At 46.4% G+C, this 19,079-nt stretch carries 18 protein-coding genes; all 18 read left to right on the top strand.

The features are described 5' to 3' along the window. Positions 1 to 2: 2 nt before the first annotated feature. The 18 genes from flgC (at position 3) to ELR70_RS18920 (ending at position 19,074) form a co-directional block, all read left to right on the top strand. Positions 3 to 434 carry a flagellar basal body rod protein FlgC gene (gene flgC / locus ELR70_RS19005; RefSeq protein ID WP_054015564.1) on the top strand — a complete coding sequence of 144 codons (432 nt, stop codon included), beginning with the start codon at positions 3 to 5 and terminating at the stop codon, positions 432 to 434. A 15-nt stretch (positions 435 to 449) separates the two neighbouring features. After that, positions 450 to 1,127 (top strand): flagellar hook assembly protein FlgD, encoded by a 678-nt coding sequence (locus ELR70_RS19000; RefSeq protein ID WP_054015565.1) that lies wholly within the window; start codon positions 450 to 452, stop codon positions 1,125 to 1,127. A gap of 37 nt (positions 1,128 to 1,164) precedes the next feature. Further along, positions 1,165 to 2,508: a flagellar hook protein FlgE gene (gene flgE, locus ELR70_RS18995; protein WP_054015566.1), complete on the top strand. Its 1,344-nt coding sequence runs from the start codon at positions 1,165 to 1,167 to the stop codon at positions 2,506 to 2,508. Between the two features lie 114 nt (positions 2,509 to 2,622). Next, the gene (locus ELR70_RS18990; protein ID WP_054015567.1) at positions 2,623 to 3,387 is read left to right on the top strand and encodes a flagellar basal body rod protein FlgF; all 765 of its coding nucleotides are present in this window, start codon (positions 2,623 to 2,625) and stop codon (positions 3,385 to 3,387) included. 18 nt (positions 3,388 to 3,405) lie between these two features. Further along, the gene (flgG, locus tag ELR70_RS18985; RefSeq protein ID WP_054015568.1) at positions 3,406 to 4,194 is read left to right on the top strand and encodes a flagellar basal-body rod protein FlgG; all 789 of its coding nucleotides are present in this window, start codon (positions 3,406 to 3,408) and stop codon (positions 4,192 to 4,194) included. A gap of 15 nt (positions 4,195 to 4,209) precedes the next feature. Beyond that, positions 4,210 to 4,899 (top strand): flagellar basal body L-ring protein FlgH, encoded by a 690-nt coding sequence (flgH, locus tag ELR70_RS18980; RefSeq protein ID WP_054015569.1) that lies wholly within the window; start codon positions 4,210 to 4,212, stop codon positions 4,897 to 4,899. 11 nt (positions 4,900 to 4,910) lie between these two features. Further along, on the top strand, positions 4,911 to 6,005 hold the full coding sequence (locus tag ELR70_RS18975) for a flagellar basal body P-ring protein FlgI (RefSeq protein ID WP_054015570.1): 1,095 nt from the start codon (positions 4,911 to 4,913) through the stop codon (positions 6,003 to 6,005). 103 nt (positions 6,006 to 6,108) lie between these two features. Beyond that, a complete protein-coding gene (flgJ, locus tag ELR70_RS18970) occupies positions 6,109 to 7,092 on the top strand; it encodes a flagellar assembly peptidoglycan hydrolase FlgJ (RefSeq protein WP_054015571.1) in 984 nt (327 codons plus the stop codon). A 1-nt stretch (position 7,093) separates the two neighbouring features. Then, on the top strand, positions 7,094 to 9,106 hold the full coding sequence (gene flgK / locus ELR70_RS18965) for a flagellar hook-associated protein FlgK (protein WP_054015572.1): 2,013 nt from the start codon (positions 7,094 to 7,096) through the stop codon (positions 9,104 to 9,106). A gap of 2 nt (positions 9,107 to 9,108) precedes the next feature. Then, positions 9,109 to 10,344, top strand: a complete 1,236-nt coding sequence (gene flgL, locus ELR70_RS18960) for a flagellar hook-associated protein FlgL (RefSeq protein WP_054015573.1) — start codon at positions 9,109 to 9,111, stop codon at positions 10,342 to 10,344. A gap of 379 nt (positions 10,345 to 10,723) precedes the next feature. Then, a complete protein-coding gene (locus tag ELR70_RS18955) occupies positions 10,724 to 11,686 on the top strand; it encodes a flagellin (RefSeq protein ID WP_046003948.1) in 963 nt (320 codons plus the stop codon). A gap of 527 nt (positions 11,687 to 12,213) precedes the next feature. Further along, positions 12,214 to 13,179, top strand: a complete 966-nt coding sequence (locus ELR70_RS18950; protein WP_054015574.1) for a flagellin — start codon at positions 12,214 to 12,216, stop codon at positions 13,177 to 13,179. Positions 13,180 to 13,342: 163 nt separating this feature from the next. Further along, the gene (locus ELR70_RS18945; RefSeq protein WP_054015575.1) at positions 13,343 to 14,305 is read left to right on the top strand and encodes a flagellin; all 963 of its coding nucleotides are present in this window, start codon (positions 13,343 to 13,345) and stop codon (positions 14,303 to 14,305) included. 82 nt (positions 14,306 to 14,387) lie between these two features. Then, positions 14,388 to 14,819 (top strand): flagellar protein FlaG, encoded by a 432-nt coding sequence (locus ELR70_RS18940; protein WP_054015576.1) that lies wholly within the window; start codon positions 14,388 to 14,390, stop codon positions 14,817 to 14,819. Between the two features lie 24 nt (positions 14,820 to 14,843). Next, complete coding sequence (fliD, locus tag ELR70_RS18935) at positions 14,844 to 16,250, top strand: flagellar filament capping protein FliD (RefSeq protein ID WP_054015577.1); 1,407 nt, start codon at positions 14,844 to 14,846, stop codon at positions 16,248 to 16,250. Between the two features lie 9 nt (positions 16,251 to 16,259). Then, positions 16,260 to 16,688 (top strand): flagellar export chaperone FliS, encoded by a 429-nt coding sequence (fliS, locus tag ELR70_RS18930; RefSeq protein ID WP_054015578.1) that lies wholly within the window; start codon positions 16,260 to 16,262, stop codon positions 16,686 to 16,688. Further along, a complete protein-coding gene (locus ELR70_RS18925) occupies positions 16,663 to 16,974 on the top strand; it encodes a hypothetical protein (RefSeq protein ID WP_235577098.1) in 312 nt (103 codons plus the stop codon). Before fliS ends, ELR70_RS18925 begins: the two co-directional genes overlap by 26 nt. An 18-nt stretch (positions 16,975 to 16,992) precedes the next feature. After that, positions 16,993 to 19,074, top strand: a complete 2,082-nt coding sequence (locus ELR70_RS18920; RefSeq protein ID WP_054015580.1) for a 6-hydroxymethylpterin diphosphokinase MptE-like protein — start codon at positions 16,993 to 16,995, stop codon at positions 19,072 to 19,074. The last annotated feature ends 5 nt before the right edge of the window (positions 19,075 to 19,079 follow it).

The raw sequence follows: 19,079 nt of genomic DNA, 5'->3' as shown, positions 1-19,079 counted from the left end.
TCATGAGTTTATATAATGTTTTTGATATAGCGGGCTCAGGCATGAGCGCTCAGAATGTCCGTTTAAATACGACCGCCAGTAATATTTCCAATGCAAACAGCATTAGCTCAAGTCAGGATAAGGTTTACAGAGCCAGACACCCAGTGTTTGCTGCTGAGTTGAATAAAGCAGCGGCTGCTCATCCTAATACGATGGGCTCTTCGGTTGGTGTGAAGGTGCTGGGGATTGTTGAAAGTGACAAACCACTGCAGGTTGAATACAACCCAAACCATCCGAGTGCTGACAAAGACGGGTACATCTATAAACCGAATGTGAATGTGGTTGAAGAGATGACAAACATGATCTCTGCATCGCGTTCGTACCAAACGAATGTTCAGGTAGCGGATGCTGCTAAGCAGATGCTTAGTAAAACTTTGCAACTTGGTCAGCGCTAAGTGGGAGTATAGCCAATGAGTAACGACGTCAATTCAGCAACCTCGACCTATGTCGATTCATTGCGTTGGCCAGATAGACAAGTGCCAACTGAAAAGAATGATGAGTTGAAGCAAGAGGATTTCTTTGCGTTATTGACTCAGCAATTGTCCTATCAGGATCCGAGCAAACCTGCCGACAATGATCAGATGATTGCGCAAATGACGAACTTTACGATGGCCGAGGGCATTTCGGATCTGAATTCAAAGTTCGAATCATTGGCTGATTCTATGACTTCTAATTCTGCGTTGCAGGCGTCTACCTTGATTGGCAAGAAGGCGCTGCTGGAGTCAGACACGATTGAGCATGGCCCAGACATGCAAGCGCGAGGTTCAATCATTGTGACAGAGCCGGTAGAAAAACTGACGGTAAGTGTACTCAATGATAAAAACGAGTTGGTCAGAACCATTGATATGAAAGATCAGCAACCCGGTGCAGTGCGTTTTGAATGGGATGGTAAAAACAAAGAGGGCGAGATGCTTCCGCCTGGTGATTACACAATAAAGGCTGAAGGCTCTGTAAATGGCAAGTTTACAGCCTTACCTACGGCGACTTTCAGAAATATAGAGAGCGTCAACGTCAATGGTGCTAGCGGCATCGTTATTAATACTAAAGCAGGTGCCGTGCGACTAACTGACGTCGCAGAATTGGCCTAATTAAAAAGATTTAACCTTAATCGCAAGAGGTGAGAGTATGAGTTTCAATATTGCATTAACAGGTTTAGCTGCGGCTCAGAAAGACCTGGACACGACAGCTAACAACATTGCCAACGTGAATACGACAGGCTTTAAGGAATCACGTGCTGAGTTCGCATCCGTCTATGCATCTTCTGTATTCAGTGCTGGTAAAACAAAAAATGGTGATGGTGTACAAACCACTATGGTTGCACAGCAGTTCCACCAGGGATCTCTGAACTTTACTCAGAACTCGTTGGATCTGGCGATTACGGGTGAGGGCTACTTCGCAATGAGTGAAGAGTTGGGTTCTCAAGACTTTACTTACAGTCGAGCGGGAGCATTTAAACTCAATAAAGATAATTTTATTGTTGATGCCCAGGGCAACTTCCTGCAAGGTTTCCCTGTTGACCCAAGCACAGGTGATACGACATCGGTCAGTTTGAGTACCTCTGCTGCATTACAGATCCCAGATGCATCAGGCTCTCCTCGTGCAACGACAAATGTTTACACTTCATTTAACCTGGACTCAAGAGTAACGTCGCCTACACTAGCATTTGATCCAACGGTAAGTGCTTCTTATAACAGTTCAACGTCTACAACGATTTATGACAGCTTAGGTGAGCCGCATACTCTCCAGATGTATTTTGTTAAAGAAGATCCTGCAACAAACCCAAACCAGTGGCAGGTTTATGCAACTTTGGGTGGGCAGTTAGTAGGCCCAGCAGGTGACGGTAGTGTAGCTGGACCAATTACCGAGTTTGAATTTGATTCTAATGGTAACCCCGCTTCAACAGGTGATCCTGGAGTGCCTGTTTCGGGCCCAACTTTTGACCCGTTTAACATTCCTGCGGGTGCAGGCGCTGGTCTGTCAACATTATTGACCAATGGTGCAACTTTCCCGAGCAATATCCAGATGAACTGGCGCGATGAGGCAAATACTAAGCCACCGACACAGTTCGCGAGCCGCTTTGAAGTAAAAGCACTTGAGCAAGATGGTGCTACAACAGGTCGACTTGCAGGTATTGATATTGGCTCCGATGGTAAAATAGTGGCATCTTACAGTAATGGTGACTCTACTTACCTGGGTCAGGTTGCAATGGTTCGCTTTTCAAACTCGCAAGGCTTGCAGCAGGTTGGTAACACTGGATGGAAAAAGAGTTTAACATCAGGTGAACCTATCGCGGGTGAGCCAGGTTCAGGTACGCTGGGAACCATCAACTCCTCAGCACTCGAGCAGTCGAATGTTAACCTGACGAACGAACTGGTTGACCTGATTAGTGCACAGCGAAACTTCCAGGCAAACTCTCGGGCACTGGAAGTGAACTCAACACTTCAGCAGAACATTCTGCAGATCCGATAATCTACTTCATCACCTCCCAAGGCCGCTTAATGCGGCCTTTTCATTTTCTTGACGAACATGTTGGCATCTATATTGCTTTACTCAGTATAGATTGAACAATTTTAGGTCGTTCCCATGGATAAAATGCTGTATGTCGCTATGTCTGGTGCCAAACAAAATCTGGTTGGTGTCGGACTGAAAGCGAACAACCTGGCCAACGCCAATACCACCGGGTTTAAGGCAGACTTTGCACAGGCCCGCTCTATGCAGGCTTTTGGTGAAGGGCTTCCTACCCGCGTATTTGCTATGCAGGAACGTCCGGGGACCATGATGACGGGCGGGGCTATCACTGAAACGGGACGTGATCTTGATATCGCTGTTGATGAAAAGTCCTGGATCAGTGTGGTGGACGCCGCAGGTGAAGAAGCTTATACCAAAGTTGGTACGTTGAATATCACCTCTGATGGCGCATTGGTCACCAGCCATGGTCGTCAAATTATTGGCGAAGGTGGCCCAATTATTTTACCTTTGCCGGTAGAAAAGGTGGTGTTTAGTGACGATGGCTCGATTCAGGTCCGACCCCAGGGTGCACCTGCCAACTTTTTGGAAGTGGTCGACCGATTGAAGATTATTAGCGCAGACAATAGCAAACTTGAAAAAGGCAATGACGGTTTGTTCAGACCAAAAGAAGAGCTACTAGAAGATGGAGTGTGTGGGTTTTGTGAAATCTCCCCTACCGCCAAGGTAATGAGTGGCTATCTGGAAATGTCTAATGTAAATCCAGTTCATGAGATGGTGGACATGGTAAACCTTCAGCGCCAGTTTGAAATGCAGATGAAACTGATGAAAACAGCTGAAGAAATTGATGAGCGACACACTTCGCTCCTGCGTATCGTTTAAGAGAGTGAGGTAAAGATTATGAACCCAGCATTATGGATCAGTAAAACCGGCTTAGATGCCCAGCAGACTGATATATCAGTTATTTCAAATAACCTGGCGAATGCTAGTACGGTCGGCTATAAAAAGAGCCGCGCGATATTTGAAGACTTACTCTATCAGAATATTAACCAACCCGGTGGGCGCTCCTCTCAGGATACCGAACTGCCATCAGGTTTGATGCTAGGCGCCGGTGCCAAAGTCGTGGCAAACCAAAAAAACTTTTCGCAAGGTAATATGCTGAGTACAGAGAACTCATTGGACTGGATGGTTCAGGGACCGGGATTCTTTGAAATTCAGATGCCTGACGGCACAATCGCATACACGCGTAATGGTCAGTTCACCACAGATGAAGAAGGTCGTATTGTGACTTCTGGTGCAGGTTTCCCGTTACAGCCGGAAATGAATGTGCCGGATAACGCCAATTCCATCACCATCTCCCAAGATGGTGAAGTGTCTGTCAGTATTCAGGGTGAAGCGGCTAACACGGTCATCGGCCAGTTAGTGATTAGCGATTTCATTAACCCGTCAGGTCTTGAGCCGATTGGCCAAAACCTTTACACCGAAACGGCGGTTAGTGGTGCACCGGTACAAGGCAACCCTGGCGTTGAGGGGCTTGGCTCAATTGTGCAAGGGGCATTGGAAACATCTAACGTTAACGTAACTGAAGAACTGGTCAATCTGATAGAAACGCAACGAGTTTACGAAATGAACTCTAAAGTGATCAACTCAGTCGATGAGATGCTTAGTTACATTAATCAACAGCTTTAATTGATTGGGGGTAGTATGGATAAGTTACGTACAATTGGCCTGATAGCGGCAGGCTGTATAGCACTGAGTGGTTGTACAACGACGCAGAATAAAGATGTTAAGCGGGACGATCCTTACTACGCGCCCATGTACCCAGAAGCGGAGGCTGCGCCAGTCGTGCCAACAGGCTCGTTGTTTAATGCCTATGCCAACGATCTGTATTCAGACAAAAAGGCACTTCGAACAGGCGATATTATTACGGTTGTGCTGCGAGAGTCGACGCAGGCTTCAAAGGCTGCAAATTCCAAGCTGGATAAAGACAGTGAAGTGAATGTTGATCCCATACTTGGTTTAGGGGGCGCAGCAGTCAACTGGGGAAGCAAAAGTATTCAGTTGGATGCTGGCTCAAACTCGTCCTTCCAGGGCGACGCGCAGGCCAACCAGTCAAATAGTCTGATTGGTAATATTTCTGTCAATGTGATGCGAGTTTTACCAAATGGTAACTTAGTGATCCGAGGCGAAAAGTGGCTAACACTGAACACCGGTGAGGAATTCATCCGTCTTGAAGGCCTGGTCAGGCCGCAAGATGTCAATGCTGATAATACGGTGGAGTCAAATCGTATCGCCAATGCGCGTATTCAGTATTCAGGAAAAGGTGATACTCAGGAAGTACAAAGTGCAGGCTGGCTGACCAAGTTCTTTATGAGCGCCATCATGCCATTTTGAGGTAAAAGACGATGAGATTATTCAACATGCTTGTTCTGGCCGTGTCACTTGTTACAAGCCAGTTTGTACATGCAGAGCGGATCAAAGATGTAACTATGGTTGAGGGCGTACGCTCAAACCAGTTAGTTGGCTATGGTCTGGTCGTGGGTTTACCGGGAACTGGCGAACAAACGCGCTTTACCGAGCAAAGCTTTAAAGGCATGCTGAATAGCTTTGGCATTACCATGCCCGCCAACCTCAAGCCTAAAATTAAAAATGTCGCAGCGGTCGCCGTGCATGCTGAGTTACCCGCGTTTGTAAAGCCTGGTCAAACAATTGACGTTACCGTGTCTTCTATAGGTAGTGCCGGGAGCCTGCGTGGCGGGACTCTGTTACAGACCTTCCTTAAAGGGGTAGATGGTAATGTCTATGCCATTGCACAGGGCAGTATGATTGTAGGTGGTTTAGGGGCAGAAGGGTTAGATGGGAGCCGTGTGGTCATTAACACGCCAACGGTAGGGCGGATCCCAAATGGCGGTACTGTTGAGCGTGCAGTCAGAAGTCCGTTTACGCAGGGCGATCACATTACGTTTAACCTTAACCGCCCGGATTTTACTACGGCGAAACGCCTGGCGGATACTATCAATGATCTGGTTGGCCCGCAAAGTGCGCAGGCTATGGATGCGGCATCTGTACGAGTTATAGCTCCGCGCGATCCATCACAGCGTGTTGCCTATCTATCGACCCTGGAGAATTTAGAGTTCACTCCAGCAGATACCTCAGCCAAAATTATCGTTAATTCACGCACCGGTACTATTGTCATTGGTAAAGAAGTGAAATTGCAACCAGCGGCCATCACCCATGGTGGACTAACCGTGACCATTGCGGAGCAGGTGAATGTGTCTCAGCCACAGCCTTTGTCTGATGGAGAAACGGCTGTTACGCGTCAAAGCATTGTCGATGTTGACCAAGATGATTCTCGTGCGTTTGTATTTGACCCCGGTTCAAGCCTGGATGACTTAGTGCGTGCAATCAATGCTGTGGGAGCAGCACCAGGTGATTTGATGGCGATACTTGAAGCGCTAAAAGAAGCTGGCGCGATACATGGTCAATTAGTCGTCATCTGATGCTTCTTTTATAATCAAACAGTTAGCCCCGTTTTACGGGGCTTTTTTATTGGCTCAATAATTGCATTGTAATTGGTTATGTATATTGATGTGATTTTGAGCAATGAATACTGATCCGACTCGCAACCAAAGTTTCTATGACTTAACCGATTTGAACTCGTTAAGACAGGACGCGCTGAAAAGTACCGGAGATGCCGATGCCTCTGAGGAAGCGTTGCGCAAAGCGGCTCAACAATTCGAATCTATTTTCACACAAATGATGTTAACCAGTATGCGTAAAGCGAATGAAGTGCTGGAAGACAAAGACAGTCCGTTTAACTCCAGCAGTGTCAAATTCTATCGTGATATGCATGATCAGCAGATGTCTATGCAGCTTTCAAGTGAAGGGAGCCTGGGTCTTGCTGATCTTATTGTGCAGCAATTGTCACCGAATCGCGACGGGTATATGCCAGGCTCGGTGCTGCGCACTGGTGCCGAGTTGCAAAGTGATCGTATCGCCAATGGTGAAGCGAGCCAAGCGAACGTAGAAAAAGAACGCAAAGCCGAGAAACAGCCAGAAGTGAAAGAGAGTGCGCCTGACGACGTGCGATTCGATGATCCTGAATCTTTCATTAGTCAGCTATGGGACTATGCCAAATCTGCGGCAGAGAAGATAGGCCTTAATCCAGCCGTCATGGTTGCACAGGCAGCGCTGGAAACAGGCTGGGGCAAGCATATTATTACGCGTCAGGACGGTGAAAGCAGCTTTAACCTTTTTAACATCAAAGCAGATAAGCGGTGGCAGGGTGACAGCGCCAGTAAAATGACACTGGAGTTTGAACAGGGCCTGCCGGTGAAAAAACAAGCTAACTTCAGAGCCTATGAGTCGCTCAAAGATAGCATCAATGATTATGTCGATTTCCTGCAGTCAAATCCCAGGTATCAGGATGCCTTGAATAAGACAGACAATCCGGAGCAATACCTGGATGCGCTGCAGCAGGCCGGATACGCAACAGATCCAGATTATGCAGAGAAAATTAAACGTGTGTTGGGCAGAGGAGAGTTTCAGTCCATGTTGTCAGCGTCAGTGCATCAGGGAGTAAATTAAGATGTCCTTTAATCTTATGAATATTGGTACGTCGGGAGTCAGAGCCAGCTCTGAGCTACTTCAGACTACCAGTAAAAATATCGCAAACCTGAATACCAAAGGCTACGTTCGCGAGCGGACAGAGCATACTACTATGATTAACAATCAGGTAGGCCGTGGTGAAACGGTACGTTTGCTCAATGAGTTTGCCCAGAAACAGCTAAATCGAGATTTATCGAGTCAGGCTTATTATGATCAGTTTGTAACGGAAGCCACTCGGGTTGATACCTTATTTGGTGAGGAATCAAATAATCTTAATCAGAGCATTAACTCCCTGTTCAATAATATGCAAGAGGCGATGAATTTACCCTCTTCAACGGTTGCGCGTTCTTTGTTTTTGACTGATGCTCAGAACCTGATCGACCAGATGGACCGGTTATCCGGTATTGTGTTTGATCAGAGCAATATCGTGAACGAGCAATTGTCCATCTATTCTGATGAGGCCAATAATCTCATTCAGAAGATCAGTGATATGAATGGTCAGGTTGCTGCGCTCAATGGTAATAACAGTGATGGTAGCGGCAGTTCATTGCTTAACCAACGTGATCAGGCCATCAGAGACTTAGCCGAGCTGGTGGATATAGAGACCTTAGACGGAGCCAACGGTGAGAAGTTGGTTTTTCTGGGGTCTGGTCAGTCTCTGGTGATGGAGAATGGCAGTTTTAGCCTTTTTTCGATGGATGGCGACCCCGATCCCAATCATAAAACACTGACACTTGACGTCAAAGATGGCTCAGCCGTCGCACTTGAAGTAGATCATACGACGCTGCGAGGTAAAATCGGCGGGCTGATGGCTTTTCGTGATGACATTCTGGTACCCGCTCAGACTCAGCTGGGCCAGATTGGCTTGTCACTGGCCGATGCTTTTAATCAGCAAAACCAATTGGGGATGGACTTAGACGGTAATCTGGGTGGCAATATATTCGAGCTGCCGACCGTCGGTGGGTATCCTTATGCCAGCAACACCAGCACGGCACAGTTAACGGCTACGGTTGAGCCAGGTAAAGGTAAAGAAGTTCCAGCGACGGATTTCAGAGTCACCTATACCGCGGCAAACACTGTCGAAATTGCAGCGGTGGACAGTAAGGGCAATGTGCAGGGAACTCCCGTAACCGCAAACGTGATTGGAGGAGTAATAGATTCAAACTCAGTTGCGGCAGGCGTTGACATGTTTGGTTTGCAAATGAACCTGACAGGGACCGCCAATGTCGGGGATAGCTTTTTAGTTAAGCTTAATTCAGGCACCGCAGGTAACCTTCAGCTGGCAACAGACCGCCCGGAAAGTCTTGCATTAGCCTCTCCTATTCGTACAGAGACCGCAGCAAATAATGTCAGTAATGCGACTATTTCAGTGGGTTCTGTCACTAACACTGACCCCGCTACCAGTAACTTTACGGCGGCACCACCGAGTCTTACCAATGGCACTATTACATTAACTAAGACGGCAAATGCCAACGAATATCAGATTGTGGATGGTAATGGTACTAATACCTTTACTATTACACCGCCAGCTGAAAACATCCTTGCACAGGCAGGCGGTGCGTATGCCAGTTATGGTTTCGATTTCAATATAGAGGGAACACCCTCAACGGGTGATACCTACACCATTGAGTTCAATACGGGCGGTTTCGATGATAATCGAAATGGCCTGGAGTTAAGTAAATTGCAAAGCGCAGAGTTGGTTCGTCAAAATGTAGTTACTACTGCAACAGCAGACAATCTGAAGACGTTCAATGAAGCTTATGCCGGCCTGGTGACAGAAATAGGGGTTGTGGCCAATCAGGCAAAAACTAATGGCGCAGCGTATGAAGCGCTGGCTGCACAATCTGAAGCCTGGTATGAGTCGATGGCTGGTGTAAACCTGGATGAAGAGGCGGCCAATTTATTACGTTTTCAACAATCTTACTCAGCAGCTGCGCAAGTATTAAGCGCGGCAAGAACTGTGTTTGACACCTTATTAAGTGCGGCGAGGTAATTATGCGTTTATCTCAAAATATGATGTATCAGAACAACCTGAACTCCATACTAGATAGTCAGCAAGACGTGAATAAAGCTATGCAGCAGGTTAATACCCAAAAGCGCGTATTGACTGCATCCGATGATCCTTCTGCGATGGCGCGAGCTTTATTGTATACAGATAGGATCCAGACTAACGAACAGTACACAAAAAACCTGACCATGCTTAAAGGTCGTTTGGATACTCAAGAGGGTGTGCTAGATAATATTAAAGACTCGTTAACGCGGGCTTTGACTCTCACAGTTCAGGCTGGTAATGGCTCCTTGGTAGATGTAGACCGGGCTTCGCTTTCAGAAGAGTTGAGTGCAATTCAAACGGCAGTGCACGATCTTATGAATGCAAAGACGGAAGATGGTCGATATATTTTCTCCGGCTATCAGGATAATACAGAAGCCTATTCGTATAACAGTACGCAACAACGTTATCAATATAATGGAGATCAAGGTCAGCATAAAATTAAGGTTGCCGAAGGGGTTGAAATTAAGTCCAGTGACAACGGCTTCGATGTATTTGAAAGTGTGCAAACCCGGCTAAATGTTGCATCTAATACAGCAACTGTCTCAGGCAGTGTCGTGAGTTCCGATGTATATGTGACCAAACAAGGTCCTTTTGATGAGTTTCACAAAGCGAACTACAATCCTGATCCGACAGCACCTGCCGGCTCGAATACCTTTAGTCTGGTACTTACTGCAGGTACGCCTAATACCTATACTTTGCAGCAAGGTGCAACAGTATTGGCAACCGGAAGTTATGAAGAAAACCATATTGAAGTGGCGGGAATGGAGTTTAGCTTCACGGGGAGTGCGCCTGCACAAATCGACTTTGACCTCGAAGCGCCAGAAAAAGATAACGTGCTAAATATGCTGGATGATCTGGTCGCTGCATTGAATGACCCGACCCTAAGCGAAAAAGACTACCGTCAGGTACTGGCTGATTCCATGATTGGCATTGATAACGCAAAAAATAGGGTTTCGCAGACACAGTCGGGTTTAGGTGGCAGGCTCAATACGGCAACACGTATTACTGATGCCAACGCAGACCTGGACATTAATAACAAGATTGCCAAAGCTGAGCTGGTTGAACTGGATATGGCAGAAGCCATCACCGATCTGACCAAACATGAAACCGCACTTCAGGCATCGCAGGCCACCTTTGGCCGGTTGTCTAATCTATCTCTACTCGACTACATCAGGTAATCCGTCCTGGAAGCGGCTTTTGGGAGTTATTCCTGTCGCTTCCATTTTACTTCTTTTTTATCCAGTTTAGATTCTAACTTACTAACTTTTATATGCTTTGCTGCTCTGCATCAGAATTCTGAGGGAATCTTGGGGTGGCAATTTATTTCCCATTTTCTGCCGCTTTAGAAAGTAAATTTCAAATAAAAACAAAAGGATGAGATTTTTTTAGAAAATTTTCTAAAGTATTTTTCCCACTGCCCGATAACTTAAGTAACCAAGCCGGAGAGTGAAAACAAACCTTGAAGGCTAAGAGAGTAAGTTTTAGAAGTTTGAGAGTGGGCACTTACAGAGTAAGCACTCAAAGAGTAAGCACTCAGATTACAGTGGGAGAATCACCATGGCACTTTATGTAAATACTAACGTAAGTTCATTGAATGCTCAAAGACAATTAAACAATTCAGGCAACTCGCTTGATGTTTCCTTCAAGCGTTTATCATCGGGCTTCCGTATCAACAGCGCTGCTGACGATGCAGCAGGTCTACAAATTTCAGACCGTTTGACTTCGCAAATCAACGGTTTAAACCAAGGTAACCGTAACGCCAACGACGGTATCTCGCTAGCTCAGACAGCTGAAGGCGCGATGGACGAAGTTACCTCAATGTTCCAGCGTATTCGTACTCTGGCACAGCAAGCATCAAACGGCTCAAACACAGATGAAGACCGTTTGGCAATTCAGGAAGAAATCCGCTCACTATCTTCAGAGGTGAACCGGGTAGCTGCAGATACAACCTTTGGTGGCCAAAACCTACTAGATGGTTCTTACTCTGCAAACTTCCAGGTTGGTGCTGATGCAGTACAAACTATTGGCTTCAGTATGCAAAATGTTGCCGGTACAACCAATGATATGCAGGCAAACGGCGGTTTCACCCTGTCAGGTATCGCAGGTATCGCCAGTGGTGTAACGGGTGTTGCTCTGAGTACCACCACAGAAACCATCAGTACTAACATCGGTACTGAAGCGGATGCGAAGGTTTTCTCTAACGTGTTCACTGAAACAGGTATCTCAGTATCATCTCAGGCAAACGCGCAGGCAGTATTGGCTGGTATGGACAACCTGATTGCAGTAGTTGATAAGAAGCGTGCAGAGCTAGGTGCGGTTCAAAACCGGTTCCAGTCTACGATTCGTAACCAATCGAACATCTCTGAGAACCTGTCAGCTGCGAAATCACGTATCAAAGATACTGACTTCGCACAGGAAACTGCAAGCTTAACTAAAATGCAGATCCTACAACAGGCGAGCCAGACAATCCTGAGTCAGGCTAACCAGCGTCCACAGGCTGCACTAAGTCTACTGGGATAAGATAGGTAGGAAAACAGGTGCCCGGACTTGATGGGGTATTAGCCAGGGCACCTAATTGGATGATAAAGCGGAGGAGCTTAAATCCAATTCAGTTCATCAAAACAATGAACACGTTAATATTAGCACTTTCCGTGCCAATATTATGAAAAAATATTGACACCCACTCTCAAACTTCAAAAAAGAGGCTGCCAGGCCTCTTTTTCTTTATACTTTTTATTTAGATATGCGGTTTGGTTTGGCAATATTACACTTTTAAAACACCTGAAGGCCCTTCCTTACAGGTATCGCGTCGATGTCAGCTTTATAAACAGTATAGCTCAGAGCACAATGTAACGAGTCCAAGATGCTATTTACGCATTGTCAAAATTTCTTGGCACGCCCCTTGCTTTATTCACTCCAGAAGAAATTAAGTTTGTACAAGCGGCATTGGATTGCCCCTTCACTGAGCCCCGGCCAGTGATAACAATTGCCTCCTTGTACACCAATGAACAGCTCAATGCTGAGCATTTGTATAGAGAGAGTGAATCATGGCTTTATTTGTAAATACCAATGTCAGTTCCATTAATGCGCAACGACAACTACAACAGTCCGGTGTTGAGCTGGATACGTCCTTCAAACGCTTGTCATCAGGTTTACGCATCAACAGCGCAGCAGATGATGCTGCAGGTCTGCAAATCTCCGACCGACTACAGTCGCAGATCTTAGGTCTTAACCAGGGTAACCGAAATGCTAACGACGGTATTTCTCTTGCTCAGACTGCTGAAGGTGCGATGGACGAAATTACCTCTATGTTCCAGCGCATCCGAACTTTGTCACAGCAAGCAGCTAACGGTTCAAACACCGATGAAGACCGACTGGCAATTCAGGAAGAAATACGCCAGCTGGCGGCAGAAGTGAATCGGGTAGCCAGCGATACCACGTTTGGTGGTCAAAACCTATTGGATGGCTCGTATTCAGCAAACTTCCAGGTTGGGGCTGATGCAGTTCAGACCATCGGCTTTAGTATGCAGTATGTGGGTGCCACGACTAACTCTATGGCTGATAATGGTGGTTTCACCCTTTCAGGTGTTGCAGGGGTTGCCAGTGGTGTGTCAGGCGCAGCCCTGAGTGCGACCACAGCAACCATCAGTACAAATATCGGTACTGAAGCCGATGCTAAAGTGTTCTCTAACGTATTTACTGCTTCAGGTATTTCTGTGTCTTCACAGGCGAATGCACAGGCGGTCATGGCGGGGATGGATGCTTTAATTGCAGTGGTCGATAAAAAGCGTGCTGAACTGGGTGCGGTACAAAACCGTTTCCAGTCGACAATTCGAAACCAGGCGAATGTTTCAGAAAACCTGTCTGCAGCAAAATCTCGGATCAAAGATGCGGACTTTGCGATGGAAACCGCTAAACTGACTAAAAACCAGATCTTGCAACAGGCTAGCCAGACCATTCTTGGTCAGGCAAATCAGCGTCCACAGGCCGCACTGAGTCTGCTACAGGGTTAATGACACAAAAAAATTAAAATAATTTGCAAATAAGGCTAAAGCTTTCGCTTTATCAGTCGATAGCGGATTTAGAGAACTATAAATCTAGGACTCTAAATCATCGCTGCTGGCAGGGTAGGGGTATCCCGTCTCAGCGAGTTATATTGATAAAGCGGAGGCTATTATGGCTTTATATGTAAACACCAATGTGAGTTCATTGAACGCACAGCGGCAATTAAACAAATCCTCAGGTGCGTTAGATACGTCTTTCCAACGCCTATCATCGGGTTTGCGCATTAACAGTGCAAAAGACGATGCTGCAGGTATGCAAATCACCAACCGTCTGAACGGTCAGATCAACGGTTTGAATCAAGGTATCCGAAACGCAAATGATGGTATCTCATTGGCGCAAACTGCTGAAGGTGCGCTGGACGAAACCACTCAAATGTTCCAACGGATCAGAACGCTTGCACAACAGGCATCTAACGGTTCAAACACCGATGAAGATAGACTGGCACTGCAAGAAGAAATTCGCTCTCTTTCTCAGGAAGTAAACCGAGTTGCAGCCGACACCACCTTTGGTGGTCAGAACCTGCTTGATGGTTCATACGACGCGAACTTCCAGGTGGGTGCGGATGCAGTACAAACCATCGGCTTCAGTATGCAAAACGTTGCCGCCACAACCAACGACCTGCAAGCGAACGGTGGCTTCACGCTGTCTGGTATTGCTGGTATCGCCAGTGGGGTAACCGGGGTTGCTCTAAGTACCACTACAGAAACCATCAGTACAACGATAGGCACAGAAGCTGACGCTAAAGTGTTCTCTAACGTATTCACTGAAACGGGTATTTCGGTTTCTTCGCAAGCCAATGCGCAGGCGGTACTTGCCGGTATGGATCAGCTCATTGCGGTAGTGGATAAGAAACGTGCGGAGCTGGGTGCGGTACAAAACCGGTTCCAGTCAACCATTCGTAACCAGTCAAATGTTGCGGAAAACCTGACAGCTGCGCGTTCTCGTATTCAGGACACTGACTTTGCGGCTGAAACAGCCAGTTTGACTAAGATGCAGATCCTGCAACAGGCAAGTAGTTCAATCCTGAGTCAGGCTAATCAGCGTCCTCAGGTCGCCCTGTCGCTCTTAGGCTAATAATAGTGTAGCGTCAAGTTTGCATGAGAAATCGCAAAACTTGGCGTATACTTATAGTTAGACTAGTGATTGGAGGTGTATTGTGAAAGAGATTCAGGCAACATTAGGGCTTGGCTCAAATAATGCGGTGCTCACTCCTGGTCAAATTAAGCCTGAGGAAAACGCAGAAACGCTTCGGGCTGTAGAGAAGTTAACCAAGCTGGTTGATAACCCTGCAGTTCGTGCTCAGGACAAGCAAAAGGAAGAAGCTGACCCTGATGCGCAGGACAAATTGTTCGCCCAGGTGAAATCTGATCTGGCGAAGCTGAATGACTTTATACCGGTCACCGCAACCAATTTGTCGTTTGAGTTTGATGATAAAGGCAATCCGCCATTCATCAGAGTCATTGACAAAGGCAGTGATGAAGTGATCCGTGAGATCCCCTCAGAGGAATTTCGTGAAGTCGCTAAGGCTTTGGAAGAATTTGCCGATAAAGTATCAGGAAAAGGTTTGCTGTTTGACAGGACAGCATAAATGAAAGTGAATTGGAGGTAGCAAATGCCACTTATAACGTCTGCAGGCGTCGGCTCAGGTCTGGATTTGGAGAGTATTATTAAAGCATCTGTTGATGCTGAAAATATTCCCAAAATGCAGGCCTTCGTCAAGAAAGAAGAGTCTTTGAAAGTAGAACTCTCTGCCTTGGGCGAGGTTAAGTCTGCTATCTCCAAACTCAACGATACAGTTAAAAAATTGGCCGACCCTGATAACTTCGGTAAAAGGGTTGCCAACATTACACAACCTACATCTGGCGACATTATCAGTGTAACGCCCACGTCAGACATATCAGTTGGTAATTTTGATATTGCCGTCAAACAATTGGCACAGGGCAGTCGGGCTGTCTCGGCAGATGGCGCCTATACGTCAATTGATGATGTAGTAAGTGCCACTGGAGGGACACTGACCTTCGGCGCAGGCTTAGATAATAATTTTACTCTGGATGTCACCGCGGGTATGACGCTAGGTGAGCTGCGAGATGCAATTAATGCCTCGGAATCAAACTTCGGGGTGACAGCCAACATTGTAAACACGGGTACAACGGCTGGCTCAAAGCTGATACTGACATCTAACGTGAGCGGTAAAGATAACGATCTTACTGTAACCAATGACAATGCAGAGCTTGATAAAGTCTCGATAGGCACAACTGGCGGAATGACCATCGCTGGAGACGATGCAGCGCGTAACGCCATCATTACTGTTGATGGCTTGGAAGTTCAAAGCGATACCAATACGTTTAAAGACGCGGTGCAAGACATGACCATCAAAGCGCTGGCAAAAAGTGCAGGGAACGACACCGATGGTTATGATACTGCCAGCTTGAATGTTGACTACGACAGAGAATCAGTCAACACGCTCATAGATGAGTTTATCTCGAATTATAACAATCTGGTTGGCAACATCGGCTTCCAGACGCGTATAGGCAAACCCTTAAATGGTGACTCGTCCATGCGTACCCTGAGCGACCAGCTGATCACCACATTGTCGACCAACTTAACCAATGCCGGACCCTTTGAAACCATCTTTGATATTGGTCTAGGGGTAGACAATGACGGGTACTTAGAAAAATCGTCTCTGGTTCGCAGTCTGAATGATGCCATGGACAGTAACTACGATGATATTGGCACAGCGTTTGCAGGAGAAAATGGAGTCGCGAAACAACTTGAGACCTTGCTTGATAACTATGCAAGTTCGAGTGGTTTGATTAAAGATCGTGAAGATGGCCTTAATGGCCAGATCAGTGATTTAGAAGACGATGTTGAAAATCATGAATTTCGAATGGCGTCTTTGGAAGAACGGCTGAGAAAACAGTATGCAGGGCTTGATGTATTGATTGCCCAGATGCAACAAACCCAGTCCTATCTGGGCGCTCAGCTCGCGAATTTGCCAGGGTTCACCAAGTCTAAGTAAGGAGCCATTATGTATAACGCAAGAGTTAAAAATTACCAAAAAGAAGCACTGAAAACCCGAGTGGCAGGTGCGGATCGTTACGAAATTATTCAGATGCTAATGGCTGGCGCAGTCGAGAAGATGGTACTTGCCAAGGTATCTATTGAAAAACGTCACCTCGAAGCAAAGGCAGAACATATCTCAAAAGCTTCTGCGATTTTAGAAGCGCTGCGCGGTTGCCTGGACTTTGAAGTTGGTGGCGAAGTAACCGAGAATCTGTATGCATTGTATTCTTACATGATAGATCGATTGCTGGATGCCAGTATTCAGAACGATCCGGCGATCGTTGACGAAGTATCAAACCTGTTAAAGGAAATTAAATCAGCCTGGGACGCAATCCCTGTTGATGTGCGTCAGCAGACATTGACTGCAAATGGCGCTGACGCAAATGTCGGTTGATTTTGCGCAAATAGAAGCAACCCTGAATGAGTTAGATGTTGCTTGCCAGGCTGGTGAACTGGAAGAGGCGCAACGTCTCTTCAAGCAAGCAGATGCGCAGATCCGCGCAACATTGACCCGAGAGATACTGGCAGAATCGGAACTGTGTCAGCGCTCTGCTGCTAACATTTACCATCATATCCAAGAGTTAACCACCCAATTGCACCTAAACAGAACGTCAGTTGCGAAAGAACTGTCGCAGTTTGTCGGTAATCAAAAAAAGATCAAAGCGTATAAAAACACTTAATACGACATTGGCTGATGTATGAACAAAGATCCTTTATCACAACAACTAGAGTCGCTCAGTGAAAAGCTCTCTGAAACAACGGCTCATCAGGCCCGCGAAGCGGAATTCGCAAAAGAAGCTAACGAGCGTTTCAGCAAAAACCTACAGAGTTTCGAAAAATATTATCCAGACATTGCCAGGGCAATTACCAATCATAGTGTACGTGAAGATTTCTGCCTTCATGTGACCACATCTGGCCATGGAAATTTTGTTCCTCAGGGCAGTAGTGCACCCATTTATTCTCAATCACCCATAGAGCAAACCGCAGAGCAGGTGGAGCGACAACTCAGTAAGCCTGTTATGAGTCTGACGGATTATACGGGGTATGGCCAAAACCAGGAAGATGAGCGTTTACATGTGCGCTATATGACAGAGCTGACAAATCTGATGATCGATATCCGCGATCAGGGACAAGCGCCGCTCAGCAAAATTCCTGAACACTTTCCAAGCGCCGTTATTTTTGGTATTGGCTTGGGTTACCATATTCCTCTGCTGCTTGAACGCACTCAGTTTGATTATATATTTTTGATTGAACCTGATTTTGAGCAGTTTTTTGCCAGTCTGTTTTGTACTGACTGGTATAAAGTGATTGCCGATATAGACGAGCAAGGTGGCTGTCTGTTCTTTCACTTAGGCGTAGATCACAGCCTATTCATACAGGATATCGAAAAGGTCGCAGAAGATGTGGGGGCATTTGCGCTGGTACGCAGTTTTTGTTACCAGCACACACCTGGCGCCCAATTGAATACGTTGATCCAGCAATGGGCGAAAGACTATTTCAGATTCCAGTTTGGGCACGGTTTTTATAATGATGCAGTGACAGGGTTGGCGCACAGTATTCATCATGTCAGAAACAAGGCAGCCTGGCTGACGAGAAGTACATCGAACGTAAATAAAGACACCCCCGTTTTTATCATTGGCAATGGCCCTTCTTTGGATGAAGCCGAAGCGTTTATAAAGCGTAACCATAAAAAAGCCATTGTGATTGCAGCGGGTACCTCAATTGCAACCTTACATAACAAGGGTATCCCAGTTGACTTCCATGCACTGGTAGAGAGACCGTATTCAAATTACAAGATCTTTGGCGACATTGTTCCGCCTGAGGTATACCAAAACACCAACTTGATTGGATTAAGCACTCTTTACCCTGATACTAACCATCGTTATAAGTGGGCTGGTATTACAGCAAAAGGTGCAGAAGCAGGAACTTCAATGATGGACTTGCTGGCGTTGCGCTATATGTCACAAACCTTGCCCAAAATTCCTTACAGCAATCCGGTGGTGGCTAATACAGCGCTGTCCTTTGCGCTTTACCTTGGTTTTCGCAATGTTTATTTGTTCGGGGTGGATAATGGTAAAGACCCCAGAGGGGCGCACCATAGTAAAGACAGTATCTATCGGGCCCGAAACGAGGATGATGAATCCCAGGGGTTCGGTCATCTGGAGATTAAAGGGCATACACTGCCGGCTAATTTCGGTGGGCTTGTCGTATCCAATGACTTATTTATGATTGCCCATGCCCAGCTTGAAAAACTACTCAGATACTATGATGTAGACACGTGTCTGAATGTCGGCAGCGGTGCGAAAATAGCAAAAGCGCTGCCTGTAAAAGCAGAGGATTTACTTGATATTGAGCAAGAGTTTGATATCCATGCCACGGTTGAAGCCATCAAATCTGAATGCTTTGATGTATTTCCACTGGATGACGTCAGCGATGAAGTAATAGCACTAGATGGCTTGAAAGAGCTGGTGGATCACATTTGTTCCATTGCATCTGAGCCTGTGCACACCCGTCAGGAAGCCGCGGATCAGCTGAGACGTCAGGCACGATATGTGTTTGCTTACCGAGACTCCAAATGGGGACATCTGTTCCATGTGCTGAAAGGCTCACTGCTGTATTACCACTGTCCCTTGATTACACTTTTGTATACCTACGAGGATGAGGCATTTTGCCTTGAGCAATACCAGCGTTTAAATCAGCTGTGGATGAGCTATATCAAAGAAATATATGCACATTTTTGTGAGCATTACACTGAGAAGTGTGACCTAGGACGGGAGTAGTGATT

This window comes from Pseudoalteromonas sp. R3, from assembly GCF_004014715.1.
Taxonomy (GTDB): Bacteria; Pseudomonadota; Gammaproteobacteria; order Enterobacterales; family Alteromonadaceae; genus Pseudoalteromonas.
The sequence above is the reverse complement of the archived record's forward strand: the minus strand, read 5'-3'. Positions and strand labels throughout refer to the sequence as shown.

Excerpts from the sequence above, each read along its gene's own strand:
- flgC (WP_054015564.1), top strand. The coding sequence starts at position 3 with ATGAGTTTATATAATGTTTTTGATATAGCGGGCTCAGGCATGAGCGCT.
- ELR70_RS19000 (WP_054015565.1), top strand. The coding sequence starts at position 450 with ATGAGTAACGACGTCAATTCAGCAACCTCGACCTATGTCGATTCATTG.
- flgE (WP_054015566.1), top strand. The coding sequence starts at position 1,165 with ATGAGTTTCAATATTGCATTAACAGGTTTAGCTGCGGCTCAGAAAGAC.
- ELR70_RS18990 (WP_054015567.1), top strand. The coding sequence starts at position 2,623 with ATGGATAAAATGCTGTATGTCGCTATGTCTGGTGCCAAACAAAATCTG.
- flgG (WP_054015568.1), top strand. The coding sequence starts at position 3,406 with ATGAACCCAGCATTATGGATCAGTAAAACCGGCTTAGATGCCCAGCAG.
- flgH (WP_054015569.1), top strand. The coding sequence starts at position 4,210 with ATGGATAAGTTACGTACAATTGGCCTGATAGCGGCAGGCTGTATAGCA.
- ELR70_RS18975 (WP_054015570.1), top strand. The coding sequence starts at position 4,911 with ATGAGATTATTCAACATGCTTGTTCTGGCCGTGTCACTTGTTACAAGC.
- flgJ (WP_054015571.1), top strand. The coding sequence starts at position 6,109 with ATGAATACTGATCCGACTCGCAACCAAAGTTTCTATGACTTAACCGAT.
- flgK (WP_054015572.1), top strand. The coding sequence starts at position 7,094 with ATGTCCTTTAATCTTATGAATATTGGTACGTCGGGAGTCAGAGCCAGC.
- flgL (WP_054015573.1), top strand. The coding sequence starts at position 9,109 with ATGCGTTTATCTCAAAATATGATGTATCAGAACAACCTGAACTCCATA.
- ELR70_RS18955 (WP_046003948.1), top strand. The coding sequence starts at position 10,724 with ATGGCACTTTATGTAAATACTAACGTAAGTTCATTGAATGCTCAAAGA.
- ELR70_RS18950 (WP_054015574.1), top strand. The coding sequence starts at position 12,214 with ATGGCTTTATTTGTAAATACCAATGTCAGTTCCATTAATGCGCAACGA.
- ELR70_RS18945 (WP_054015575.1), top strand. The coding sequence starts at position 13,343 with ATGGCTTTATATGTAAACACCAATGTGAGTTCATTGAACGCACAGCGG.
- fliD (WP_054015577.1), top strand. The coding sequence starts at position 14,844 with ATGCCACTTATAACGTCTGCAGGCGTCGGCTCAGGTCTGGATTTGGAG.
- fliS (WP_054015578.1), top strand. The coding sequence starts at position 16,260 with ATGTATAACGCAAGAGTTAAAAATTACCAAAAAGAAGCACTGAAAACC.
- ELR70_RS18925 (WP_235577098.1), top strand. The coding sequence starts at position 16,663 with ATGGCGCTGACGCAAATGTCGGTTGATTTTGCGCAAATAGAAGCAACC.
- ELR70_RS18920 (WP_054015580.1), top strand. The coding sequence starts at position 16,993 with ATGAACAAAGATCCTTTATCACAACAACTAGAGTCGCTCAGTGAAAAG.